Source organism: Micrococcus cohnii (assembly GCF_014205175.1).
Lineage (GTDB): Bacteria > Actinomycetota > Actinomycetes > Actinomycetales > Micrococcaceae > Micrococcus > Micrococcus cohnii.
The window spans coordinates 838,858-862,259 of record NZ_JACHNA010000001.1; the positions used below are offsets into that span (position 1 = coordinate 838,858).

The 23,402-nt window shown below is 71.3% G+C and carries 20 protein-coding genes and 1 pseudogene; 15 read left to right on the forward strand and 6 right to left on the reverse strand.

What is annotated here, in order from left to right; genetic code table 11:
* The first annotated feature begins 49 nt into the window (after positions 1–49).
* From HDA30_RS03910 to dop, 4 genes are read left to right on the forward strand one after another with little or no spacing between them, the layout of a single operon-like run.
* A complete protein-coding gene (locus HDA30_RS03910) occupies positions 50–1,141 on the forward strand; it encodes a site-2 protease family protein (protein WP_343059293.1) in 1,092 nt (363 codons plus the stop codon).
* The gene (locus HDA30_RS03915) at positions 1,138–2,199 is read left to right on the forward strand and encodes a tRNA (adenine-N1)-methyltransferase (protein ID WP_184241161.1); all 1,062 of its coding nucleotides are present in this window, start codon (positions 1,138–1,140) and stop codon (positions 2,197–2,199) included. The genes HDA30_RS03910 and HDA30_RS03915 overlap by 4 nt, the downstream gene beginning before the upstream one ends.
* The gene (gene arc, locus HDA30_RS03920) at positions 2,196–3,845 is read left to right on the forward strand and encodes a proteasome ATPase (RefSeq protein WP_184241162.1); all 1,650 of its coding nucleotides are present in this window, start codon (positions 2,196–2,198) and stop codon (positions 3,843–3,845) included. The genes HDA30_RS03915 and arc overlap by 4 nt, the downstream gene beginning before the upstream one ends.
* Positions 3,842–5,596, forward strand: coding sequence for a depupylase/deamidase Dop (dop, locus tag HDA30_RS03925; RefSeq protein WP_246418695.1), 1,755 nt, complete (start codon positions 3,842–3,844; stop codon positions 5,594–5,596). Before arc ends, dop begins: the two co-directional genes overlap by 4 nt.
* Before the next feature lie 19 nt (positions 5,597–5,615).
* On the opposite strand, the gene HDA30_RS03930 is transcribed toward dop, so the two are convergent.
* Positions 5,616–6,071, reverse strand: coding sequence for a pyrimidine dimer DNA glycosylase/endonuclease V (locus HDA30_RS03930; protein ID WP_184241163.1), 456 nt, complete (start codon positions 6,069–6,071; stop codon positions 5,616–5,618).
* A gap of 115 nt (positions 6,072–6,186) precedes the next feature.
* On the opposite strand from HDA30_RS03930, the gene HDA30_RS03935 reads away from it, so the two are divergent.
* The 11 genes from HDA30_RS03935 to HDA30_RS03985 all read left to right on the forward strand — a co-directional run bounded on the left by HDA30_RS03935 (position 6,187) and on the right by HDA30_RS03985 (position 19,137).
* Positions 6,187–6,408, forward strand: coding sequence for a ubiquitin-like protein Pup (locus HDA30_RS03935; RefSeq protein WP_184241164.1), 222 nt, complete (start codon positions 6,187–6,189; stop codon positions 6,406–6,408).
* Positions 6,405–7,829 carry a Pup--protein ligase gene (gene pafA, locus HDA30_RS03940; RefSeq protein WP_184241165.1) on the forward strand — a complete coding sequence of 475 codons (1,425 nt, stop codon included), beginning with the start codon at positions 6,405–6,407 and terminating at the stop codon, positions 7,827–7,829. The genes HDA30_RS03935 and pafA overlap by 4 nt, the downstream gene beginning before the upstream one ends.
* Before the next feature lie 28 nt (positions 7,830–7,857).
* Complete coding sequence (locus HDA30_RS03945) at positions 7,858–9,015, forward strand: FKBP-type peptidyl-prolyl cis-trans isomerase (RefSeq protein ID WP_184241166.1); 1,158 nt, start codon at positions 7,858–7,860, stop codon at positions 9,013–9,015.
* Between the two features lie 75 nt (positions 9,016–9,090).
* Positions 9,091–9,486, forward strand: coding sequence for an FKBP-type peptidyl-prolyl cis-trans isomerase (locus tag HDA30_RS03950; protein ID WP_184241167.1), 396 nt, complete (start codon positions 9,091–9,093; stop codon positions 9,484–9,486).
* 6 nt (positions 9,487–9,492) lie between these two features.
* Positions 9,493–11,646, forward strand: coding sequence for a WYL domain-containing protein (locus HDA30_RS03955; protein WP_184241168.1), 2,154 nt, complete (start codon positions 9,493–9,495; stop codon positions 11,644–11,646).
* A gap of 36 nt (positions 11,647–11,682) precedes the next feature.
* Complete coding sequence (gene tatA, locus HDA30_RS03960) at positions 11,683–11,964, forward strand: Sec-independent protein translocase subunit TatA (RefSeq protein ID WP_158495921.1); 282 nt, start codon at positions 11,683–11,685, stop codon at positions 11,962–11,964.
* Positions 11,965–12,153: 189 nt separating this feature from the next.
* Positions 12,154–12,939, forward strand: a complete 786-nt coding sequence (gene tatC / locus HDA30_RS03965; protein ID WP_158496178.1) for a twin-arginine translocase subunit TatC — start codon at positions 12,154–12,156, stop codon at positions 12,937–12,939.
* A 102-nt stretch (positions 12,940–13,041) separates the two neighbouring features.
* Entirely contained in the window at positions 13,042–16,086 is a 3,045-nt protein-coding gene (locus HDA30_RS03970; protein WP_184241169.1) for a DEAD/DEAH box helicase, read from the forward strand.
* A 113-nt stretch (positions 16,087–16,199) separates the two neighbouring features.
* Entirely contained in the window at positions 16,200–17,207 is a 1,008-nt protein-coding gene (locus HDA30_RS03975; RefSeq protein ID WP_184241170.1) for an IS481 family transposase, read from the forward strand.
* A gap of 10 nt (positions 17,208–17,217) precedes the next feature.
* Entirely contained in the window at positions 17,218–18,315 is a 1,098-nt protein-coding gene (locus HDA30_RS03980; RefSeq protein WP_184241171.1) for a hypothetical protein, read from the forward strand.
* Positions 18,316–18,405: 90 nt separating this feature from the next.
* A complete protein-coding gene (locus tag HDA30_RS03985) occupies positions 18,406–19,137 on the forward strand; it encodes a polyprenol monophosphomannose synthase (RefSeq protein WP_184241172.1) in 732 nt (243 codons plus the stop codon).
* A 113-nt stretch (positions 19,138–19,250) separates the two neighbouring features.
* Here HDA30_RS03985 and HDA30_RS03990 read toward each other — a convergent pair whose 3' ends face one another.
* The 5 genes and pseudogenes from HDA30_RS03990 to HDA30_RS04010 form a co-directional block, all read right to left on the reverse strand.
* Positions 19,251–19,598 carry an RNA polymerase-binding protein RbpA gene (locus HDA30_RS03990; RefSeq protein WP_158495925.1) on the reverse strand — a complete coding sequence of 116 codons (348 nt, stop codon included), beginning with the start codon at positions 19,596–19,598 and terminating at the stop codon, positions 19,251–19,253.
* A gap of 87 nt (positions 19,599–19,685) precedes the next feature.
* Complete coding sequence (locus tag HDA30_RS03995; protein WP_184241173.1) at positions 19,686–20,948, reverse strand: SPFH domain-containing protein; 1,263 nt, start codon at positions 20,946–20,948, stop codon at positions 19,686–19,688.
* A gap of 67 nt (positions 20,949–21,015) precedes the next feature.
* Positions 21,016–21,501, reverse strand: coding sequence for an NfeD family protein (locus HDA30_RS04000; RefSeq protein WP_158495927.1), 486 nt, complete (start codon positions 21,499–21,501; stop codon positions 21,016–21,018).
* Between the two features lie 92 nt (positions 21,502–21,593).
* Positions 21,594–22,491, reverse strand: a pseudogene (locus HDA30_RS04005) (IS5 family transposase).
* A 170-nt stretch (positions 22,492–22,661) separates the two neighbouring features.
* Positions 22,662–23,372: a DUF305 domain-containing protein gene (locus HDA30_RS04010; protein WP_184241174.1), complete on the reverse strand. Its 711-nt coding sequence runs from the start codon at positions 23,370–23,372 to the stop codon at positions 22,662–22,664.
* Between the last annotated feature and the right edge of the window lie 30 nt (positions 23,373–23,402).

The window sequence follows — 23,402 nt, forward strand, 5'->3', positions numbered from 1 at the left end:
CCTCCGTTTCGGCGGGGCAGGCGCGGCGCCCGGTGGGACCGGCACGCCCGTGCGCCTGTCCTGGTCCTGGTTCCTGATCGCCGGGGTCATCATGCTCCTGTTCGGCCCTCGGCTCGCCGCCGGCGGGCTGGGCCCGGCAGGCCACGCGGTCGCCGCCGGCTACGCGGTGTGCCTCGCGGCGTCCGTGCTCGTGCACGAGGCCGCCCACGCCTGGGCCGGCGCCCGGCACGGCCAGCACGCCGAGGAGATCGTCCTGACCCTGTGGGGCGGGCACACTCAGTTCCGCCGATCGCTCGCCTCGCCGCGGGCGACGGTTCTCGTCGCCGTGGCCGGTCCCGCTGCCAACCTCGTGGTGGGGGTTCTCGCATGGACGGTGCTGACCGTGTTCGACCCGAGCCCCGTCCCGCGACTGCTGCTGGAGATGACCGCGTGGGCGAACCTGCTGCTGGGCGGGTTCAACCTGCTGCCGGGCACGCCACTGGACGGGGGACGGGTCGTCGAGGCCGCCGTCTGGACGCGCACCGGGTCTCGGGCGCGCGGACTGGTCGTGGCGGGCCAGGCCGGTCGCGTGGTGGCGGTCTGCCTCGTCGTCGCCGTGCTGGTGCCGCCCCTGCTGCCCGGCGTCACGGCCCCGTCGTGGTGGATTCTCGCGGTCCTGGCCACGGTGTGCGCGACGCTGTGGCAGGGGGCAGGACACGCGGTACGCCACGGCAAGGACGCACTGAGCGCCGAGGCCCTGGACGTGGCCGCCCACATCCGACCGGCCCGGGCTGTCTCCGCGCACCTGAGCGTGGCTCAGGCCCGCACGCTGGCCGGCGCGCAGACGCTCGTGGTGTTGGCCGACGATGACCGCCCCGTCGGGCTCGTCGACGCGGCGGCCCTGGCCCGCGTGCCCGAGGCCCAGGCGGCGCACACCCCCCTCGGGGCCGCCGCCGTGGCTCTGGGCCCCGGAGCGCTCGTGGTCGCCGAGAGCCTCTCGGCGGCCGGACCCGACTTGATCGACCGGCTGCGCGGCACGGAGACTGCGCAGTGGGTCGTCCTGGACCACGAGGGCCGCGTGCTCGGGGTGCTCCCGCGCGCAGCCCTGCCGACCCTGTCGCGGCCCGCCGGCCGCGGCCCCCGAAGGAGAGAGACGTCATGACCCACCCCACCGGAGTCAGCGCCCGCCGCGGACCGCTGCGCGCGGGCCAGCGCGTGCAGATCAAGGACGCGAAGGGCCGACTGAACACGATCACGCTGATCCCCGGCGGAGAGTTCCACAGCTACCAGGGTGTGCTGCGCCATGACGATCTGATCGGCGGGCCCGAGGGCGTCGTCGTGACGAACTCCTCGGGGCGCGATTACCAGGTGCTGCGTCCGCTGCTCAACGACTTCGTGCTGTCCATGCCGCGCGGGGCGACGGTCGTCTATCCGAAGGACGCCGGGGCGATCGTCCAGCAGGCGGACGTCTTTCCCGGTGCGACCGTCGTCGAGGCCGGCGTCGGCTCAGGCGCCTTGTCGATGTCGCTGCTGCGCGCCGTCGGCGACCAGGGGCGGCTGTACTCGTATGAACGGCGGGAGGAGTTCGCGGAGATCGCCCGCGCCAACGTCGAGTCGTTCTTCGGGGCCGATCATCCGGCATGGTCGATCCACGTCGGGGACGCCCAAGAGAAGATGCTTGAGGTCCACGAGCCGCACACGGTGGACCGCGTGGTGCTGGACATGTTGGCGCCGTGGGAGTGCGTGGACGCCGTGGCCACGGTGCTCGCTCCCGGCGGCGTGTGGCTGAACTACGTGGCGACCGCGACGCAGCTCTCCCGCGTCGCCGAGGCCATCCGCGCCTCGGGGAAGTTCACGCAGATCGAGGCGAACGAGACGCTGCAACGCGGCTGGCACCTCGACGGACTGGCGGTGCGCCCCGATCACCGCATGGTGGCCCACACCGGGTTCCTGCTCACGGCACGCCGTCTGGCCTCCGGCGAGGAGGCCCTGACCATGAAGAAGCGGCTCAAGGTTTCCGGGTTCTCCCGCGAGGACGTCGAAGCCTGGACCCCCTCCGACGAGTCCCGATGGACGCCGCAGGCCCTCGGCGAGCGCCCCCGCTCAGACAAGAAGGCCCGGAAGAACCTCAAGGAGGCCCGCCTGACGGCCCGCCGGGCTCGTGCGGCCGAGCAGGGCGTCGATGCGTTCGGGCGGGCGCTGCCGGGGGAGGAGGCATGAGCGTGCCCGGGACGCAGGACCAGCCGCGCCGGGACTCGGCCCGGATCGAAGCCGATCGGCTGCGTCGACAGCTCGAGGCCGCCGCACGCAACAACCGTCGGATGGTGGAGCTGCTCGAGGCGACGCGGCAGGAGATCACCGAGCTGAAGCAGGCGCTGGAGACGGCGACCACCCCGCCGTTCACCGTCGCGACGCTGCTGGCCGTGCACGCACCCCGCGCCGCCCGCACCGGGGTCGAGGCCGAGGCGGTGGCCCGCGGGGGAGCGGACGTGGTGCAGAACGGCCGTCGCCTGTGGGTCGGGATTTCTCCGCTGGTCGACCCCGCGTCCCTGCGACCGGGCGACGAGGTGCTCATGGACGAGTCGAGCCTCGTCGTGGGGACGGCCGGTCCCATGACGGCCGGGCCCCTGGCCCGCGTGCGCGAACGCCGCGAGGACGGTCGCCTCGTGGTGGACCTGGGCGGGGACACGGAGCGCGTGGTGGCCTGCGGCCCGGACCTGGAGGCCGTCACGCTCGGCCGGGCCGATGCGGTGCGGCTGGACTCCCGGCAGGAGTGGGCCGTGGAACGCGTCGAGCTCTCCGATGTCGACGACGTCCTGCTCGAGCAGGTCCCGGACGTCACCTACGCGGACATCGGCGGGCTGGGCGCGCAGATCGCCCAGATCCGAGAGGCCGTAGAGATCCCGTTCCTGCACCCCGAGCTGTACCGGCAGCACGGGCTGCGCGCCCCCAAGGGGATCCTGCTCTACGGTCCGCCGGGCACGGGCAAGACGATGCTGGCCAAGGCCGTCGCGCAGTCTCTCTCACAGCACCGCCAGGGCGGGCGCCCGCCGCTGTTCTTGAACATCAAGGGTCCCGAGCTGCTGAACAAGTACGTCGGCGAGACCGAGCGCCAGATCCGGCTGATCTTCGAACGCGCCCGAGCCCAGGCGGACTCGGGCACGCCCGTCGTGGTGTTCTTCGACGAGATGGAGGCCCTGTTCCGTACACGTGGCTCGGGGGTGTCCTCGGACGTGGAGACGACGATCGTGCCGCAGCTGCTGGCGGAGATCGACGGCGTGGAGTCCCTCGAGAACGTGATCGTCATCGGCGCCTCCAACCGTGAGGACATGATCGACCCTGCCGTGCTGCGGCCCGGACGCCTCGACGTGAAGATCCGCGTGGCGCGGCCGGACCGCGACGGCGCCGCGCAGATCATGGGCACGCACCTGAGCGATCAGGTCCCGGTGCACCCGGACGAGGTCGCCCACGCCGGATCGCGGCAGGCGGCTCGGACGCGGATGATCGAACGGACCGTGGACGCGCTCTACGCGCGCGACCGTGCCGCGGCGCTGGGTCAGCTCACCGACGTGACCGGCGCCGAACACATCGTGCACCTGTCGGACCTGGTCTCCGGCGCCGTCGTCGCCGACGTCGTGGACCGGGCCAAGCGGCACGCGGTGCGCGACCTGATCGACGCGGACGGCGCCGAGGCGGCGCGCGGGGTGCGCACCGAGCATCTGCTGGCGGCCGTGGCTGCGGTCCAGGACGACCAGCGCGACATGCTCGCCGCCGTCTCGGTGGACCAGTGGGCCCAGACCGCCGGCTGGCGCGGTCCTCGACTGACGAGCCTGCGGGTGCTCGGCGAGCAGGAGGCGGGGCGATGAGCTGGTCGGTGCGCGGCACCACGCCCCAGTCCCTGTCCGGGCCTGCCTCCGCGTCCCACCGGCCGGGGTCCTTCCCCGCGTGGGAGAGCCAGGCGCCGGGCCTGGCCGCGGGCATGCCGGACGTGCCGCCGGGCGGCCGCGACGCGGCCGGCTGGGGTGTGCACCGGGTGATGGGCACCGAGACGGAGTTCGGCATCCACGCCCCGACGAACCCGCACGCCCGGCACACCGTGCTCTCGGTCGAGTTGGTCAACGCCTACGCCGACCTGTCCACGCGGTCGGGGCTGCCCGTCGCCGGCACCGAGTGGGACTACACCGGGGAGTCCCCGCTGATCGACGCACGGGGCTGGCGCATGCCCCGCTCGGCGGCCCACCCGAGCCAGCTGACCGACGAGGCGCTCGTGGGCCCCGACGGCGAGCCCGTGCACCTGCTCAACTCCACGGTGCTCGCCAATGGAGCCCGCTGGTACGTCGACCACGCCCACCCCGAATACTCGGCTCCGGAGACCACGAACCCGTGGGAGGCGATGGTCTGGGACGCCGCGGGGGACCGGATCGCCCAGGCGGCGGCCGAGCACATCGCCGCGACGCAGCACGGCGCCCAGGTGCGGGTGTACAAGAACAATGTCGACGGCAAGGGCGCCTGTTACGGGGCCCACGAGAACTACCTCGTCGCCCGGGCGCTCGACTTCGACGAGCTCGCCGCCGTGCTGCTGCCGTTCTTCGCCGCCCGACAGGTGCTCGTCGGCGCTGGCCGGGTCGGCATGGGCGCCGAGGGCGAGGAGCCTGGATTCCAGTTGAGCCAGCGCGCGGACTACATCGAGGAGCAGATCGGCCTCGAGACGACGATCCACCGACCGATCGTCAACACCCGCGACGAACCGCACGCGAACGCCGATGCGTACCGACGGCTGCACGTGATCATCGGCGATGCGACGCTGAGTCAGCACGCGACGTGGCTGCGCATGGGCATGACGGCCCTCGTCCTGGCGATGGCCGAGGCCGGCACCGCTCCGCGGCTCGAGCTGCTCGACCCGGTCGCCGCGCTGCGGACCATCAGCCGGGACCCGAGCCTGCGCGCGAGCGTCCCCGCCCGTCGGTGGTCCGCCGACGGCACATCCGCTGAGCGGGTCGAGTTGAGCGGGGTGCAGATCTTGGCCGAGTACCGTGCGGCGGCGCGGGCGCACTGTGCTCGCTTCGGCGCCGACGCGGCCACGGACCGTCTGCTGCGGGCCTGGGAGCAGGACCTGGAGGACGCACGAACCGATCCGCTGCGCTTGGCAGACCGCGTCGACTGGGCCGCCAAACTGCGTCTGATGCGCGGCATGATCGACCGCGCCGGAACCGGGTGGGCCGACCCGCGCCTGGCGATGGCCGACCTGCAATACGCGGACCTGAGTACGAGCCGGGGGCTGCACGCCCGTCTGGCGTCCTCGGGGACGGTGCGCGAGCTGGCGGAGCCCGAGCGCATCGCGGCGGCCGTGCAGCGCCCGCCGCGCACCACGCGCGCCTGGCTGCGGGGCAACCTCGTTGCCGCGCACTCGAGCCAGGTCGTGGGCGCCGCGTGGGACTCGCTGCTGCTGCGGCTCGAGCCGCAGGCACCCCTGTGGCGGCTGAGCCTGGCCGAACCGCTGCGCGGTCGAGCAGCCGAGCTGCCCGCGTGGTGGCACGACGACGACCGTGGGCCGCGCCCGAACCCCCGACGACTTCGCGAGGAACTCGAGCGTCTGCTCGCGACGAGGAGGGACTAGGCCCGCGCCGCCGGGGCCATCAGAGACGTTCCCAGGCGGCGACGGGACCGGGGCACAGCCGGAACATCGGGTGCAGCTCGGGCACGTGCTCAGCCTCCCACCGACGGAGCACCTCGGGGCTGCGATCGGCGAGCTTGGCGCGCAGGTGACGCCACTCGTGGTCGCGCTGGCCCGTGGTGGCGTCGATCCGCAGGTGCTCCGCCAGGCCGCCGCCAGGGCCGAGGCCCGCGGGCTGGTCGATCCGGGTGCGGTCGAAGCGGTAACCGCGCGCGGCCGCTTCCTCGGCCAGCCCCGTCAGGAAAGCGCCGACGGACTCGAGCGGGCGCGACTGAGCGCGGAAGCGCTCCAGTTGCGGGTGGGAGCGGTACCCCCGGGTCCGGCCCGCGAGGACGGCCTGGGCGAGCAGGGCCTCACGCCAGGCACCGGTGAGGCCGGGGCGGTCGAGATAGCGGGGGTGCAGGGTCCACAAGCGCATTCGTCCATCCTGGCACCGGCGCCGCGGCGACGCGTAGGCTCGAGGTCGCGGCAGGTTCCGGGCGCAGAGCGCGTCCGCGCCGCCGCGTCCCGTCCCCGAGCGCCAGGAGGCGACCATGGCCCAGCAGAACCTCAGCCCGCAGGAGCCGCAGCGCAGCGCGAGCACCCAGGACGCTGCCGGGCAGCCCACCGCCGTCCCGGAGGCCGTCGGCCAGAGTCAGGAGCGGGCCCAGCAGCAGAGCGCGGGCCTCGACGGCCTGCTCGATGAGATCGACTCGGTCCTGGAGACGAACGCGGAGGACTTCGTGAAGGGCTTCGTGCAGAAGGGCGGCCAGTGAGCTCCGAGACCCGACGCGTCCTCGGGCTGGAGACCGAGTACGGACTCCATCACTGGAACCCCGAGGGCCGGCCGCTGCCGGCTGAGGAGGTCGCCCGGTACCTGTTCCGCTCGATCGTGGAGTGGGGGCGTTCGTCCAATGTGTTCATGCCGAACGCGGCTCGGCTCTACCTCGACGTCGGTTCGCACCCCGAGTACGCGACCGCGGAGTGCTCGAGCCTGACCGAGCTGATCGCGCAGGACGCGGCCGGCGACGCCATGTTCCGCGAGCTCGCTGCCCAGGCCGAGGACGCTATGTCCCGGGACGGCATCGGCGGCAGCGTCCACCTGTACCGCAACAACGTCGACTCCGCGGGCAATTCTTACGGATCCCACGAGAACTACCTGTTGCGCCGGGGCACCGAGTACCGACGCCTCGCCGAATCACTGGTGCCCTTCCTGGTGACGCGCCAGCTGCTGGTCGGGGCCGGCCGTGTCGTGCCCGGCACGCACCCGTCCGACGCGGAGTCGAGCACGGGACGGGCGGCCCACTTCGCGTTCAGCCAGCGCGCGGACTTCATGGAGGAGGGCGTCTCCTCGGCGACGACGCGAGCGCGACCGATCATCAACACGCGGGACGAGCCGCACGCGGACCCGTCCAAGTACCGGCGTCTGCACGTGATCGTCGGCGACTCGAACCTCGCCGAGCCCACGCACCTGCTGCGCTTCGGCGCGACCGACCTGCTGCTGCGCATGCTCGAGGCCGGCCGGGGACCGCGTGAGACCGAGCTGCGCCATCCACGGCAGGCCATTCGGCAGATCAGCCGCGACCTGACCGGACGCACCGCGATCGAGCTGCGCTCTTCGGCCGTCACCACGGCCCTGGACCTGCAGCGCCGCTACCTCGAGCACGCCCAGCGCTTCGTCGACGCCGAGGGCGCCCACCACGACGCGGTGCCCCGCGTGCTCGATTTGTGGTCCCGCACGCTGCAGGCCGTCGACTCGGGGGACTTCACCGGCATCGACCGGGAGATCGACTGGGCGATCAAGCACCGCGTGCTCGAGGGCTACCGCCGTCGACACGGTCTGGACTGGGACGCGCCCCGCCTGGCCCAGATGGACCTGGCGTTCCACGACATCACCCGAGGCCGGGGGCTCTTCTCGATGCTGCGCCAGGCCGGGCAGGTCGAGCGCGTTGTGACGGACGCGCAGATCGAGCACGCCGTCGCTCACGCTCCCTCCACGACGCGCGCGGCCGTGCGGGCCGCCTTCATCGCACGGGCCCGGGAGCGGGGATTGCCGTACACGGTGGACTGGACACACCTGAAACTCGAGGAGCACCCGCGGCACGCGCTGAGCCTGAAGGACCCCTTCGACACGGACCAGACGTGCCTGGACTGGCTGTTCGATCTGATCGACGCGCCGGTCTCGGGCAGGTCATGATCGCGGCAGCGTCGCTATGGTGGGGCCCATGAGCACACAGATCCGCCGACCCCACCGCGACGGGACCCGCGCCCGGCGCCGCCTGAGCGCCCTGTCACTGGGCCTGAGCGCGCTGCTGTTCGCCACCGCCTGCGGCGCCGGTGAAGACCCGAACGCGTCCGAGCAGAGCGAGGGCACCTCCTCCGCCGTGGAGAACTCCGAGGCCGGCGCGTCCGGGCAGAAGGAGGATGGTCAGGGCCAGGATGCGTCGGCGTCCGAGGGCGGAGACGAGCAGAAGGACGAGGCCAGCAAGAAAGACTCCTACGAGCCGGCCGCACAGGGTGAGGGCTCCGGCGACACCGAGGCGCTGTCCTCGCTGTCTTTCTCCATGGACGGCAAGAAGCCGAAGATCGAGGCGAAGACCCCGCTGAAGGCCGAGGAGCCGAGCACGCGCGTGCTCGCCGAGGGCACGGGCGAGCAGGTGAGCGAGGGCGACATCGTCGCCCTGTCCAGCGTCGCGGTGGACCCGAAAACGGGGGAGCAGCAGGCCGACAACTTCGCCGGCCCATCCGAGGTCTTCACCGTCGACAGCCAGCTCAAGGAACAGAACGCGGTCCTCTACCGGGCGCTGCGCACGGCCAAGCCCGGCTCGGTCGTCGCGTATTTTGTGCCCGGTAGCGGTGACGGGCAAGCCCAGGGCGCCGCGCAGGACCAGCTCGTGGTCTTCCGCGTCGAGAAGACCCTGTGGTCGCCGCCGAAGGACGACTCCGCGAAGCCCGAGAAGCTCGAGGTGGAGCAGCTGCGTGAAGGCGACGGCGACGAGGTCTCCGCGCAGGACCAGGTCACGGTCCACTACACGGGTGTCACGTGGAAGGACGGTCAGGTCTTCGACTCCTCGTACGGGCGCGGGCAGCCGGCCACGTTCCCGCTCGACGGGGTCATCGAAGGGTGGTCCGAGGGCCTCGAGGGGCAGAAGGTCGGCTCTCGCGTGCTGCTGACCATCCCCGCCGAGCAGGCCTACGGTGAGCAGGGCAGCCCGCCGAAGATCGGTCCGAACGAGCCGCTGGTCTTCGTCGTGGACATCCTCGAGTCCGGTCAGGCGCAGAGCCCATCGTCCTCGCCGGAGAAGCAGGACGAGGGCGCCGAGTCGTCCGAGGAACCGGAGACCTCAGAGAAGTCCCCGACGTCGCAGAAGCCCCAGGACTGAACCGACGCGGTGACCCCGCCGCACGGCTGCGAGGCACACCGCCTCGAGCACCCCACCATCACCAGGAGAGAGACCATGTCCTTCGGACAGCGCGATTACGACCGCACCCGCCCCGAGATCGACTTCCCGGGGGAGAACCCGCCCACCGAGCTCGTGATCGAGGACCTGATCCCCGGCACCGGCGCCGAGGTCGTGCCCGGCTCCACCGTCCAGGTGCACTACGTCGGCGTGTCGTGGTCCACGGGCGAAGAGTTCGACGCCTCGTGGAACCGCGGCACCCCGCTGCCGCTGACCGTCGGCGTGGGCCAGGTCATCGCCGGCTGGGACCAGGGCCTGATCGGGATGAAGGAAGGCGGCCGCCGCCGCCTCGAGATCCCGCCGCACCTGGGCTACGGCGCCCGCGGTGCCGGATCGGCCATCGGTCCGAACGAGACGCTGGTCTTCGTCTGCGACCTCGTCTCCGTCTCCTGAGCTGACGTGGCCGCCGCCGTCCCCTCTCGGTCTCTGCTCGACCCCGTCGAGCGGGTCATCTCGGTGCTGTGCCTGCTGCTGTACCACGAGCGCGGTCGCAGCCGCTCTCAGCTGCGCCGCGAGGTGGAGGGCTATCAGGGCGACGACGAGTCCTTCGAGAAGCTCTTCGCCTGGGACCGCCGGGTGCTCTCCGAGCTGGGCGTGCGGCTGATCGAGCAGCAGAGCGATGACGAGGAGCCGGTGCTGCGGGTGGACCACGATGCGCTGACCCTGCCGCGGATCGACTTCGACGAACCCGAGCGGCGCGCCCTCGAACTGGCGGCCACGGTGTGGGACGACGACGCGTTGCGACGCGACGTCTCCCGCGCCGTGGGGCTGCTCGTCGCTCCGTCGTCGGCACCGACGCAGCAGGCCGTCATGCCGCGGGTGGTGCCCCGTTCCACGCCACGGCTGGACACGCTCATGGCGGCGGCCGTCGAGCGCCGCTGGGTGGGCTTCGACTACCGCGACGCCCGTGGCGCCCTGTCTCGGAGGCGGGTGCGCGCCTGGGCCACGGTGCGCGTGTCCGGTCAGTGGTACCTGGTCGGCTGGGACGCGGATCGGCACGATTCGCGCACCTTCCGGCTCTCGCGGATCGAGACCGATCCGCGGCCCGAGCAGGGCGACCCGGCGGAGCAGATGAGCCTGCCCGGACCAGACTTCTCCCTGCGCGAGGTGCACGACCGGCTGCGGGGCGAGGAGGAGGCCGACACCCTGCGCGTGTGGGTCCAACCCGGACGCGCCCAGTCGGTACGGGTCGCCGGCGTGCCCGCGCCCGGCGCCGAGGACGAGGCGCCGGCACCGGGCTGGGAGGCCTACGAGATCCCCGTGCCCGCCCACGACGGGCTGGAGGAGATGCTCGGCGAGCTGCTCGGTCGGGCCCTGCCCGATGCTCAGGCCTCGTCGGCACGTCAGCGTCTGGGCCGCTGGTGGGAGCAGGCCCGCCGCGTCCATGCCGGGTCCCCGGACGAAGCGGTGCTGCGCGCGGTCGAGCAGATGCGTCCGCCCAAGCGGGGACGCCGACGCTCCTCCGCACTGGACTGGGCCGCGCGGTTCCTGGACATTGTGGGGATCGCCAACCGCGAGGGCGGGGTCACGCGCGCCGAGCTGCGTGAACGATTCGGTCTGAGCGAGGCCGAGCTCACCACGCACCTGCAGCTGCTGCGTTTCTGCGGTCTGCCGGAACGCTACTACGCCGGATGGCTCTTCGAGGTCGTTGAGGACGGCGACGTGGTGCGGATCGAGCAAGCCGAGGACATCGATGCTCCGCTGCGGCTGACCCGTCCTGAGGCCCACCGGCTCATCGCGGGCCTGGCCACGGTCGAGCAGATGCCGCATCACGATCCCCGGCTGGGGCCGGCGGCACGGCGCGCGGCGGACCGGATCCGCGTCGAGCTGCTGGGCGAGGACGCACCGGTCGGCACCAGCGCCCACCAGGGAGGCAACGACAGCGGCACCGGTCACGACGAGACAGCGGCGAGCCCGGCACCGGCGCCCGTGAGAGCCGGGTCCGATGCCGCGGAGCCCAGCACCGAATCGGTGGCCGCCGTGGCGACGTTCTGGGATGTGCGAGCAGACCCGGACGTGGTCCGCGTGCTCGACCAGGCAGTCCGGGACCGGCGCGTGCTGAGCGTGTCCTATCACTCGGTCCACGGCGACCGGCACAGCACCCGCGTGCTCGAGCCGGTCGAGCTGTTTCAGGAGGGACCGCGGCTGTACCTGTCCGCCTGGTGCCGCGTCACCGAGCAGGCGCGGACCTTCCGGGTCGACCGGATCACCCGGCCTGAGGCCACCGACGAGACCTTCTCGCCGGGACGTCGGCACGCTGCGGTGGCGACGACGGCGCGACCGGATCACAAGCGAACCGAACTGACCGCGGTGCTGCGCTTCGCGCACCGGATCGCCGACCTGGCCGACGAGTACGGGCCGGTGACGCAGGCCCGGCTCGAGGACGGTTCCCGACTCGTGGAGGTCGGGCTCGTCGACGCCGCCGTGGCGCACGGCCTCGTCGGCGCGCACGGAGGCGACGTCGAGGTCATCCTGCCCGCCGCGCTGCGGGTCCAGACACGCGAGCGGATCGACGCCGCTCTGACGGCGCTGGCGGACGCGTCCGCCGGGTAGGCTAAGCCCCGAGACCACCGACGAAAGGAACTCACCATGCTCGCAGGGATCAACGGGTGGCAGCTCGTCATCATCCTGGTGCTGGTCGTGCTGCTGTTCGCAGCGCCGAAGCTGCCCGCCATGGCCCGCAACCTGGGCCAGTCCATGCGCATCTTCTCCTCCGAGGTGAAGGAGATGCGCAACGAGGGCAAGGAGAAGAAGGCGAATTCCGAGGCCACCGGCGAGACCGTTCCGGGCGAGACCGTGGAGAACCACGCCGAGAAGCGTCCGCAGGCCGGCGACACCGGTTCGCACAGCGCCGACGGCGACGTCCGCTGATCCGTCGGATCAGGGAGTGTCGCTGAATCCATGACCTCACAGTCCACACCGCACGAGGCCCCCGTCGCCCAGGGCGGGATCTCCGCCGAGGCGGAGCCCGACCGCGCCGAGCAGGTGCGCGCCGACGCCCCCGGACGCACGCGCGGGCGACGCAGGAAGCCGAAGAAGCCCAAGAACCCGAACGGGGAGATGCCGCTCAAGGAGCATCTCAAGGAGCTGCGCGACCGGCTGATCAAGGCCGCGATCGCGGTCGTCCTGGGCGCCGTCGTCGGCTTCATCGTCTACAAGCCGGTCTTCGAGACGGTCACCAAGCCGATCGCGGAGGCCTCGGGCGAGGGACAGCTCTCCGCTGTCACGTTCGACACGGTGGGTGCGCCCTTCGACGTCATGCTCCAGGTCGCGTTCTTCATCGGTGTCGTCGTGTCCTCGCCGGTGTGGCTCTACCAGATCTGGGCGTTCATCGTCCCCGGACTGAAGCGCAACGAGAAGAAGTACGCGATCGGCTTCCTCTCCGCGGCCATCCCGCTGTTCCTGCTCGGCATCTTCCTGGGCTGGCTCGTGCTGCCTCAGGCCGTCATCTTCTTCTTCGGGTTCACCCCGGAGGCCGGCGCGAACATGATCCCGGCGCAGACGTACATCCCGTTCGTGCTGCGTCTGCTGCTCGCCTTCGGCGCGGCTCTGGTGCTCCCGGTGCTGCTCGTGGGCCTCAACATGCTCGGCATGCTGCCCGGCCGCACGATCGTCAAGCACTGGCGGATCACGGTGTTCGGCATCGCCGTCATTGCGGCCCTGGCCGCTCCCGGCGGTGACGCGATCTCGATGTTCTACCTCGCCGCGCCGCTCGTCGTGCTCTTCGGCGTGGCGATCGCTCTGTGCCTGGTCAACGACAAGCGCCGATCTCGTCGCCGCAAGGTCGATGAGGCCCGGCTCGAGCAGGAGATCGCCAGCGGTCCGAAGCCGCTGCACGAGCTCTGAGCCGCACCTCGCTGCGCGCCCGGCGCCGCACCGTATCGACCACGTCGACACGGTGCGGCGCCGTCGTCGTCTCAGGCCCGGATCGGCACGTAGGGTGAGCCCATGTCCGACGTCCCGCAGCCTCATGACGACTCCGCGCCCAGCCCGGCGGAACGCTATGCCGCGGCCCGACGACGCCGCGCCCACCCCGCCAGCCGGACGGCCGCGTTCGAGGCCTCGCTGGGCTTCGAACTGGATGACTTCCAGCGCCGAGCCTGCCATGAGGTCGAGGACGGCCACGGCGTCCTCGTCGCCGCGCCCACGGGCAGCGGGAAGACCGTGGTGGGGGAGTTCGCGATCCACCAGGCCCTCGACCAGGGACGACGGGCCTTCTACACCACCCCGATCAAGGCCCTGAGCAACCAGAAGTACGCCGATCTGGCCGCCGTGCACGGGGCCGAGCGCGTCGGGCTGCTCACCGGCGACACCTCCGTCAACGCGGACGCGGACGTCGTGGTGATGACCACCGAGGTGCTGCGGAACATGCTCTACGCGGACGCCCAGGCCCTGACGGACCTGGGCTGCGTCGTGATGGACGAGGTGCACTACCTCGCGGACCGGTTCCGCGGACCGGTGTGGGAGGAGGTCATCATCCACCTGCCCGAGCACGTGCAGATGGTGTCTCTGTCAGCGACCGTCTCGAATGCGGAGGAGTTCGGCGCCTGGCTGGACACGGTCCGCGGCGCCACCACCGTGATCGTCTCGGAGCACCGGCCGGTCCCGCTGTGGCAGCACGTGCTGGCCGGCGGCCGTCTCTACGACCTCTTCGCCGAGGACGTCGCCTTCGAGGAGACCGCCGAACGCGACGTCGCGACCCTGCTCAACCCGGAACTGGCGAAGCTGGCCGCGCAAGCCTCGCGCCAGGGCGAGCGCGCCGACTGGGGACGCGGCGGCCCGCGCGGAGGGCGTGGTCAGGGCCGAAGCGGCAGGAAGAAGAGCCGTCACACCGGTGGTCGATCGGGCGGGCGTCCGAACGGATCCCGGGGCTCGGCCGGCGGCCGCGGCCGGCACCGTGAGGCCGCGCTGCACAGCGATCGGCCCGTGAGCTCCCGCACGGGCCCGCGCGAGCACCGCACGGCTGGTCTGCGGACCTCACGAGCCGAGACCGTCCGGGTGCTCGACCGCGAGGCCCTGCTGCCCTGTATTACCTTCATCTTCTCCCGGGCTGGCTGCGACGCCGCGGTGGAGCAGTGTCTGGGGTCGGGCCTGGACCTGACCACGGCCGCCGAGAAGGCCCTCGTCTACGAGCGCACCGACGCGGTCGCACGTCGCCTTCCGCCGGAGGACCTCGAGGTGCTGGGGTTCTGGGCGTGGCGCGACGGCCTGGCCCGTGGCTTCGCAGCGCACCACGCCGGCCTGCTGCCGCCGCTGAAGGAGGCCGTGGAGGACCTGTTCGTCGCGGGCGCGGTGAAGGCGGTGTTCGCCACCGAGACCCTCGCCCTCGGGGTGAACATGCCCGCCCGCTCGGTGGTGCTGGAGAAGCTCGAGAAGTTCAACGGTCAGAGCCACGTGGACGTGACGCCGGGGGAGTACACCCAGCTCACCGGCCGCGCCGGCCGCCGAGGGATCGACGTCGAGGGCCACGCGATCGTCGCATGGCGGCCAGGACTGAACCCGTCGGCCGTGGCCGGCCTGGCCTCCCGACGCACCTATCCGCTGGACTCGTCCTTCCGGCCGACCTACAACATGTCCGTGAACCTGTTGGCCCGGGTGGGACAGCAACGGGCCCGCGGCATCCTCGAGTCCTCCTTCGCACAGTTCCAGGCCGATCGATCCGTCGTGGGGCTGGCCCGTCAGGTGCGGTCGAAGGAGACCTCCCTGGCCGAGTACGCCCAGGCCATGGAGTGTCATCTGGGGGATTTCGGCGACTACATGCGTCTGCGCAAGGAGCTGGCCTCGGCCCAGAAGGCCGGCAGCCAGGGACGTCGACGCGCGCACATCGCCGCGCTGAAGCAGTCACTCTCCGAGCTGGCCGTCGGCGATGTGATCGACTTGCAGCAGGGCCGGGCCCTCGGGTCGTGCGTCGTGGTCTTCCCCGCCCAGAACCCGCAGAATCCTCGCGTCGGTCTCATCACGGACGCGGCGCAGCTGCGGCGCATCACGATCGATGACCTGGCCGACCCGGTCGAGCCGATCGCCGCGGCGGCGTTGCCGCAACTGGTGCAGGTGAAGTCACCGGCGCAGCGGCGCGACGTCGCCTCGGCCATGCGCGAGGCCTTGCGTCAGGGCCGGCCGCCAACCTCCGGCGGCGCCGGATTCCGTCCCCGACCGGCCGAGCCTGAGAACCCGCGCGTCGAGCAGCTGCAGCGGGAGCTGACCCTGCACCCGTGCCACGTGTGCGAGGACCGGGAGGAGCACGCCCGCTGGGCCGAACGCTGGTGGTCTCTGCGCCGCGAGGTGACCACGCTGCGCGAGCGCATCGCCGGTCGCACGAACACGATCTCGCGCACCTTCGACCGTCTGGTCGGGCTGCTGCGCACCTACGGATACGTGAACGAGGACGCCTCGAGCCCGCGCACGGCCCTGGCCGATCCGGGACAGGCGCTGCGCCGCATCTACGGGGAACGGGATCTGTTGATCTCGCTGGTGCTGCAGGACGAGTCGACGTCACGACTCACGCCCGAGGACTGGGCGTGCGTCGCCGCACTGCTGGTCTACCAGGGCAAGTCGGACCGCGATCGCGGCCCGGCGGTCATGCCGACCGCACGGCTGCAACGCGTCCACGACGCCGCCGAACGCCTCGAAGCGCGGCTGCACGACGATGAGGCAGCCGCCCGGCTCGAGGGCACACCGCCGCTGGACTCCGGCCTCGTCGCGCCGATGCATCGGTGGGTCCGCGGCAAGAACCTCAGCGACACCCTGCACGGCTCGGACCTGGCCGCCGGCGACTTCGTGCGCTGGGCTCGGCAGGTGGTGGATGTGCTGGGCCAGCTGGCGCAGGTGCCCGGCGATGACCGTCGATCCCGCTCCTGCCGCAGCGCGGCCGATCTGGTGGCCCGCGGCGTCGTGGCGACGTCCCTGCCGGCCTCGGTGACCGAACGCGTCGGCGCTCACGACGCCGAGCGGCCGATCGACCAGGACGAGCCCGAGCGGCCGGGGCAGGACTAGGTGTTGTGGGTCATGAGGTTCTTGGCACGAGGGCCGGGCTGAGATGAGACGAGTGGGCCTCTCCCGCAGGATGGAAGTTCCTACACCACCCATCCGCGCAAAGAGACCCACTCATGACTCACGCTAATGCACCCCTGACTCCCACCGGCCGTCTCAGGATGGTCCAACGCCACCTGAACGACGGCATCCCCCAAGCGCACGTGGCAGCCGAGTTCCGCGTCAGCCGCCCCACGGTGGCCACCTGGGTGGCCCGCTACCGCGCCGAGGGCGAGGCAGGACTGCAGGACCGCTCGAGCCGGCCCCACCACTGCCCCGCCCAGCTCGACACCGCGATCCTGGTCGAAATCGAGGCCCTGCGCCGGGACCAGAAGTGGTCCGCCCGACGCATCCATCACCACCTCGTCTCCGAAGGCCACCAGCTGTGCCTGCGCACCGTGGGGAGGTGGATGCACCGGCTGGGCATCTCCCGGTTGCGAGACCTCGCGCCCACGGGTGAGGGCCTGCGCCAACGACCACGGAAGATCACCGCCCGCGGCCCGGGGCACATGGTGCACATGGACGTGAAGAAGATCGGGCGCATCCCCGAAGGGGGAGGCTGGCGTGCTCACGGCCGGGACTCCGAGAACGCGCGAGCGGCCAAACGCGGGCCTGGCCGACGGGTCGGGTACACGTACCTGCACTCGGCGATCGACGGGTACACCCGCCTGGCGTACACCGAGGCGTTGGAGGACGAGAAGGCGGTGACCACGATCGGGTTCTTCTGCCGGGCGAGGGCGTTCTTCGCCGCCCACGGCATCACCGTGGACCGGGTGGTCACGGACAACGGGAACAACTACCGGGCCGTGGACTTCACCCGGAAGGTGGTCTCGCTCGGGGGCCGGCACCACCGGATCCGCCCCTACACCCCGCGTCACAACGGGAAGGTCGAGCGGTACAACCGGCTGATGGTGGACGAGGTCCTCTACGCCCGCCCGTACTCCTCAGAGACGGCCCGGCGTGAGGCCCTGCAGGTGTGGGTGAACCACTACAACTACCATCGGCCTCATACCTCCTGCGGGAACATCCCGCCGGCCTCACTGGCCCCGGCGCGAGTCAACAACGTCAGGCCCTCCTACAACTAGGCTGGCCCAGGTGAACCCCCTGATCCTGCACAACGGCATTATCCACTCGCCCACGGACCCGTACGCCACCGCCCTGCTGGTCGAGGACGGGATGATCGCCTGGCTCGGTTCCGAAGAAACGCACACCCAGATCGCCCCCGAGGCCGAACGCGTCGACCTGGAGGGGGCCGTCGTCGCCCCGCTGTTCGTCGACCCGCTTGTCCTGGCCGCCTCGGACCTCGACGACTCGGCCACGAAGCACGGCGGCAACGGCGCCCTGGCCCGTGGCGTGGGCACGATCACGGTCCTGGCCGCCGGCGGCACATCGGGGCAGCGCTCCTGCTCACCGGCCCCGATGACCCTGCTGTACCGCGACCTCGACGCCGTCGCGACCGGCGCGCTCGGCGTCTGGGTGCCCACCGACGAGCTGTCACAGACGGACGTGAACGAGGCGCTGATCCAGGCCATCCAGGCGGGGGAGCAGCCCTACCTGGCCTCCTCCGCCGGCCACGACCCGCAGGCCCGCGCGCAGGCTCAATGCCGAAGCCTCACGGCCCTGCGCGCAGCCGAGCAGCGGCTCGGCGTACCGGCTCTGGGACGAGTGCGGCCGCGACTCGTGCTCGACGGGCGGCTCGACGACGAGGACACCGCCCTGCTCGGCGCGACGGCCAGCTCCGTGACCGTCATGCCCTCCCAAGGCCGGCTCGACGCCCCGATCGGATCGCTCCTGGCGGCAGGCGTGCCGGTGTGCCTGGGCCCCGAACCCGGCACGAGCCCGTGGGAGGCGATGCAGGCGGCCCTGCATCACCCCGAGCCGGCCGAGCGGGTTTCGGCGCGCTCTGCCTTCGCCGCATGCACGCGTGCCGGCCTGCGCGCCGCCGCCGCGGGCCCCTCCGTACACGCGGCTCCGCCGACTCGTCTGGCCGTGTCCGCTGCGGCGGACCTGGCCGTGTGGCGGGCGGACGCCGTCGGGGTGCAGGCCCCGGACTCGCGCGTGGCCGCCTGGAGCACGGACACCCGAGCAGGAACGCCGCTGCTGCCCGACCTCGAGGACGGGGCCGCCCCGCCCCGCCTCATCGCGACCCTCGCCGCGGGGCGCACGGTCTGTGGGTCGCTGACCTCCGCGTGAGGGTTCCGTCCCTATACTGGCTCGAATGACCGGTGCGGGCGGCCTCATGCTTGCCGCGCGCCAGACACCGACTGGAGGGCGGAGACCACCATGCGAGTTCTGACCATCATCCCCACGTACAACGAGATCGAGTCCCTGCCCCTGACGCTGGGTCGGCTGCGCACCGCGGTGCCGTCCTCGGACGTGCTCGTCGTCGATGACGGCTCCCCGGACGGCACGGGGGACTGGGCCGACGCCACGGCTGCCGAGGACCCGCAGGTCCACGTGCTGCACCGCGCCGAGAAGAACGGGCTCGGCGGCGCTTACATCGCCGGCTTCCGCTGGGCGCTCGAGCGCGGCTACGAGGTGCTCGTCGAGATGGACGCCGACGGCTCGCACCAGCCCGAGCAGTTGCCGCGCCTGCTCGAGAAGGTGCCTGAGGCCGATCTCGTCATCGGCTCGCGCCGCGTGCCCGGGGGCAAAATGGTGAACTGGCCCGCGCACCGCAAGCTCATCTCGATGTGCGGTTCGCTGTACCCGCGTCTTCTGCTCGGCCTGAACCTGACCGACATCACCGCCGGCTACCGCGCCTACCGGGCGAGCGTGCTCCAGGAGATCGACCTGGACGCCGTCCAGTCCAAGGGATACGGCTTCCAGGTGGACATGACCTTCCGCACCGCGCGCCTGGGTCGACGCATCGTCGAGGTGCCGATCACCTTCGTCGAGCGGAAGCTTGGCGAGTCCAAGATGTCCGGGGGCATCATCGGTGAGGCCGTCGTCAACGTCACCCGCTGGGGCCTGCAGGCACGCGCCGCGAAGCTGCGTTCGCTGCTGGGCCGCTGACCGGGACGCGACGGCCCGGAGCGCGGGGCTGTCCGCACACACGTCCGCAGACACACAGGGCCCCGCATCCTCGCAAGGATGCGGGGCCCTGCCGTGTGTGGCCGGGTACCGGTTCAGGCCTCGGCGGACTCGCCGCGCTGGGCACGCAGCTTCGCCAGCTGGGTCTGGAAGGTCTCCTCGAGCTCCTCGAGCGAACGCCGCTCCAGCAGCATGTCCCAGTGGGTGCGCACGGGCTTCTCATTGCCCTCCTCCGGCTTGGCGCCGTCGACGAGGAAGGCCTCCTTGCCGGTCTTGGTGGTCCAGGTCGCCGGGATCTCCGCCTCGACGGAGAACACCACGACCACGGATTCTCCGTCCTCGCTGCGGTACTCGACGCGCTGGCGGGCCGCCGGCTCGACGCCGGCCTCCGACTCGAGGGACTGGGCGCCCAGCCGCATGCCGCGAAGGCTTCGATCGCTCACGTACTCACTCCTTGGTCAGTCGCACTGTGCGTCGTCGCAGACGCCCCGTCTTCGGGGCGTGACACGACGACCACCTCGTTCAACGCATCATTGTCCCACGGAATTTCCCTCGTCCTCGTCACGACCGGCCGGACGAGTGCCCGGGGCGGGTGCGCCGTCGGCCGCCTCACCGACGGGCAGATCGAGGTTCTCAGGCACGGCCAGCGCTTCGTCGAGCGAGGTCATGCGCATCTCGTCCGCGGTCATCGCGCGGGCGGTCATCGACTCCATGACCCCCGTCGAGCGCAGGCCTTCGGCCGTCGTCGGTCGGGAACGGCGCTCGGCTCGCGAGGTGTCGGCGGCGGGAGCCTCGGAGGCCCCGGCCGAGCTCGTCGCGGGCGCGGCGTCGGGTCGTCCGGGGCGCTCACCCGGTGCCTCGGGCGAGTGCGTTCGCGCCGAGGCGTCATCGTGGGCCGAGCGAGCGGCGGTGCCGGCAGCGGGGGACCGGTTGGACTCGAAGAGGCTGCCCACGCCCTTGAGTGCGTCCGAGAGTTCCGAGGGAATGACGAAGACCGTGTTGGACTGTCCGTCGGCGAGCTTGGGCAGCTGCTGCAGGTACTGGTAGGCGAGCACCTCGTTGTCGGCGCCGCCGGCGTGGATGGCGTGGAAGAGCACGTCGATGGCCTCGGCCTCCGCGTTGGCCCGCAGGATGCGCGACTGCGCTTCGCCCTCGGCGGCGAGGATCTGGGCCTGTCGCTCGCCCTCGGCGGTGAGGATCTGCGACTGTTTGGTGCCCTCCGCCGTCAGGATCGCGGCACGGCGGTCCCGTTCGGCGCGCATCTGCTTCTCCATCGAGTCCTGAATCGAGTGCGGCGGATCGATCGCCTTGAGCTCGACGCGGGAGACGCGCAGACCCCATTTCCCGGTCGCCTCGTCGAGAACGCCGCGCAGCCGGTTGTTGATCGTGTCGCGGGAGGTCAGGGCCTCCTCCAGGTTCATCCCGCCGACGACGTTGCGCAGCGTCGTGGTGGTCAGCTGCTCGACCGCGTGGATGTAGTTGGCGATCTCGTAGGTCGCCGCCTTCGCATCGGTCACCTGGAAGTAGACGACCGTGTCGATCGAGACGACGAGATTGTCCTCCGTGATGACCGGCTGCGGCGGGAAGGAGACCACCTGCTCGCGCATGTCCATATGCGGGAGCATGCGGTCGATGAACGGGATGACGAGGGTCAGGCCGGCGCCGGCGGTGCGCTGGTACCGGCCGAGCCGCTCGATGTTCGCGGTGCGGGCCTGCGGGACGATCTTGACCGTGTTGATCAGGATCACCACCACGAGCACGACCAGCACCACGAGCACGATCAGGGAGTCCATGGAGCGTTGCCTCTCTTGATAGCGGGGGAGCGCCGACGGTGTCGACGGTCGGTGTCACGTGTCAGTGTCAGTGTGCAGCAGAGTCCGGAGAATCCCAGTCGATGCTCGGCACGGGGCGCACGATCAGGCTGGCGCCGTCGACGGCGACGATGTCCACCTGCGTGCCCGGGGCCACGTCGGGATGGCCAGGCTCGACCCGGGCCGACCACACCTCGCCGTCCAGGCGGATCCGACCGTCGCGTCCGTCGACGGGGGAGTCGGCCTGCAGCCGCCGTCCGGGCAAGGACTCGAGGTAGGAGACGGACTCCGGGGTGCTCTGCCGCAGGTGCCGCAGCGCCACCGGCCGGACCGCGGCGAGCATCCCGAGCGAGACGACGGCGAAGACGATCGCCTGGATCGCGAGGGGAGCTCCGAGCAGGGACGCGACCATGCCGCCGAGCGCGCCCGCGGCGAGCATCAGGAACAGCAGGTCCAACAGGAGAATCTCGATGCCGGCCAGCACGAGGGCGGCCACCAGCCACATCCACCACGACCCGGCCTCGATCCACTCCATGGCGCCGATTCTTCCACAGCCCTGACCCGAACACACCGACGCTGCACGAGTCGGTCCTCAGCCCACGCGGGGGTGCCGCCTAGGGCGTGTTGCTAAAGGAGGGTAGTCAGCCAGTGCAGTGTCGCTGCGAGGCTGAGCCCGGCGTGATAGTTCCGGGCGTACTTGTCCGAGCGCATCGCGATCCCTCGCCACTGCTTGAGCCGGTTGAAGCACCGCTCCACGACATTGCGTCCCCGGTAGCGCTGGCGCTGGTCTTCACAGAAGTCGATCGGCCGGCCCGGGCGTCTGCGCCGGTGCGTGATCTGATCGGCCCGCTCGGGGATCGTGGCCGCGATGCCATGCCGGCGCAGCCAGGCCCGGTTCACCTTCGAGGGGTAGCCCTTGTCTGCAATCAGGCGGTCAGGCCGTATCCGGGGCCGCCCACGGGCCCCGGCAACGCTGATCTGCTCCAGCGTGGTGGCCAGCTTCGAGGTGTCCGCCACCTGCCCGCCGGTCACCACGAACGCCAGCACCCTGCCCTTGCCATCACAGACCAGATGATTCTTCGTCGTCAGACCGCCGCGGGAGCGTCCGATGGCATGGTCAGCCGGCTCGTCCGCTGATTTCTTGTAGTTCATCCAGGCCCCCTGTGGGGCGGGGCAGGGTCGCCCCGTGCTGGTGGGCGCGCACGATCGTGGAATCGATCGAGGCCACCCAATCCAGCTCGCCAGCCTGCTGTGCCATTGGCTGGGTCTTCTCCAGCACCCGCTCCCACACGCCCTGGGCGGCTCACCGGTTGAAGTTCTTGTAGATCGTGTTCCAGTTCCCGAACCGCTCGGGCAGATCCCGCCACGGCGCCCCCGTGCGGAAGCGCCACGCGGTGGCCTCGACCACCGCGCGCCGATCCACCGGCGGCCGACCGGTGGACTTCGGCGCGGGGAACCGCGGGCCGATCACGGCCCAGACCTCGTCCGAGATGACATCACGCGATATGACCCCAGACTCGCGCATCTACGTCCCCGAACCCTTTAGCAACACGCCCTAAGGGATGGCCCTCCTGCCGTCGAAGCAGGGGCCGGCCTCACCCAGGGCGGCCCATCATCCGCTGACGGCACCACACCTCCAAGGACGGCCCGTCCACCGAACCGGCCCTCCTCGGGATTGTGGTGCGGCGATGCCGGTCAGGTCGCGGGCAGCTCCTGAAGCATCTGTTCCATCTCGGTGATCTCGGCCTCCTGGTCGGCGATGACCTGCTCGGCGAGCTGCACGGCCTGCGGGTTCTGGCCGTCCTTGGCCTCGTCCTTGGCCATGTCCACGGCGCCCTTGTGGTGGGTGGTCATCTGCTCCAGGTACAACCGGGCGGCTTCGGTGCCCTGGGCCTGCTCCAGGTCGGCCATGTCCTCCTCGGACATCATCCCGGACATCCCGCCGTGGTCCATGCCCTCCATATCGCCCATGTCTCCCATGTCCACGGGGTCTTCACCCCAGACGGTGAGCATGGAGTTCATGCGCTCGATCTCCGGGCCCTGGGCGTCGATGACCTTCTGGGCGAACGCGGTCACCTCGGCCGGGATCTCATCCTTGGCCAGCAGCATCTCGCTCATCTCCACCGCCTGCTGGTGATGCGGGATCATCATCTGAGCGAACATCACGTCCGCGTCATTGTGCTCGGCGGAGACCTCCTCGGCCGTGCCGGTGGCCGAGCTAGTAGCCGATTCCGTGGCGGACGGTGTCGCGGTGTCCGTGGCCGCAGGGGTGGCGGCGGGGGCGGAGCCGGTCGCGGTGGCCGAGGCCTCAGCGCCGGCGTTCTCGTCCTGGGCCCCGGTGCCGCAGGCGGTCAAGGTCAGGGCGGAGGCCAGGGTCAGGGCGGTCAGCGTCATGGTGCGTTTCATGGTGGGTCCTTTCATGGTGGGTTGAGGGTT

Bases quoted from the DNA above. Each gene is read 5' to 3' on its own strand.
- HDA30_RS03975 (WP_184241170.1), top strand. From the start codon at position 16,200: ATGACTCACGCTAATGCACCCCTGACTCCCACCGGCCGTCTCAGGATG.
- HDA30_RS03995 (WP_184241173.1), bottom strand. From the start codon at position 20,948: ATGGACTCCCTGATCGTGCTCGTGGTGCTGGTCGTGCTCGTGGTGGTG.
- dop (WP_246418695.1), top strand. From the start codon at position 3,842: ATGAGCTGGTCGGTGCGCGGCACCACGCCCCAGTCCCTGTCCGGGCCT.
- HDA30_RS04010 (WP_184241174.1), bottom strand. From the start codon at position 23,372: ATGAAACGCACCATGACGCTGACCGCCCTGACCCTGGCCTCCGCCCTG.
- tatA (WP_158495921.1), top strand. From the start codon at position 11,683: ATGCTCGCAGGGATCAACGGGTGGCAGCTCGTCATCATCCTGGTGCTG.
- HDA30_RS04000 (WP_158495927.1), bottom strand. From the start codon at position 21,501: ATGGAGTGGATCGAGGCCGGGTCGTGGTGGATGTGGCTGGTGGCCGCC.
- HDA30_RS03945 (WP_184241166.1), top strand. From the start codon at position 7,858: ATGAGCACACAGATCCGCCGACCCCACCGCGACGGGACCCGCGCCCGG.
- HDA30_RS03985 (WP_184241172.1), top strand. From the start codon at position 18,406: ATGCGAGTTCTGACCATCATCCCCACGTACAACGAGATCGAGTCCCTG.
- tatC (WP_158496178.1), top strand. From the start codon at position 12,154: ATGCCGCTCAAGGAGCATCTCAAGGAGCTGCGCGACCGGCTGATCAAG.
- HDA30_RS03970 (WP_184241169.1), top strand. From the start codon at position 13,042: ATGTCCGACGTCCCGCAGCCTCATGACGACTCCGCGCCCAGCCCGGCG.
- HDA30_RS03950 (WP_184241167.1), top strand. From the start codon at position 9,091: ATGTCCTTCGGACAGCGCGATTACGACCGCACCCGCCCCGAGATCGAC.
- HDA30_RS03930 (WP_184241163.1), bottom strand. From the start codon at position 6,071: ATGCGCTTGTGGACCCTGCACCCCCGCTATCTCGACCGCCCCGGCCTC.
- arc (WP_184241162.1), top strand. From the start codon at position 2,196: ATGAGCGTGCCCGGGACGCAGGACCAGCCGCGCCGGGACTCGGCCCGG.
- HDA30_RS03915 (WP_184241161.1), top strand. From the start codon at position 1,138: ATGACCCACCCCACCGGAGTCAGCGCCCGCCGCGGACCGCTGCGCGCG.
- HDA30_RS03935 (WP_184241164.1), top strand. From the start codon at position 6,187: ATGGCCCAGCAGAACCTCAGCCCGCAGGAGCCGCAGCGCAGCGCGAGC.